Below are 470 nucleotides of genomic sequence, written 5' to 3'. Positions count from 1 at the left end.
ATCGAGGAGCTGCAGAAGTACGTCGATACGCTGATCGTCATCCCCAACCAGAACCTGATCCTGGTGGCGAATGCGAACACGACCTTCAAGGAAGCGTTCCAGATGGCGGACGAAGTCCTCAAGCAGGGCGTTCGCGGCATCACCGATCTGATGGTCATGCCCGGCCTCATCAACCTCGATTTCGGCGACGTGCGTTCGGTGATGCAGGAATTGGGCAAGGCGATGATGGGCACGGGGGAAGCCTGGGGCGACAATCGCGCGATCGAGGCGGCGTCGAAGGCGTTCTCCAACCCGCTGCTCGACGGCGTGTCGATGAAGGGGGCCAAGGGCGTCATCGTTTCGATCACCGGTGGCGACGATATGCGCCTGCTCGAAGTCGATGAAGCCGCGAACCACATTCGCGAACTGGTCGATGAAGACGCGAACATCATCTGGGGTTCGGCGTTCAACCCCGAACTCGAGGGCAAGAT

Annotated in this window: 1 protein-coding gene; it reads left to right on the top strand. The window is 60.2% G+C overall.

The window, feature by feature from the left end; all coding sequences use genetic code 11:
* On the top strand, positions 1-470 hold a 470-nt coding region (locus AACY52_RS30720), incomplete at both ends, for a cell division protein FtsZ (RefSeq protein ID WP_339561449.1).

It is taken from the genome of Pseudomonas sp. EA_65y_Pfl1_P113 (genome assembly GCF_963970525.1).
GTDB lineage: Bacteria > Pseudomonadota > Gammaproteobacteria > Pseudomonadales > Pseudomonadaceae > Aquipseudomonas > Aquipseudomonas tritici.
Note: the sequence above shows the minus strand (reverse complement) of the source record. Positions and strands in the feature narration are given on the sequence as shown.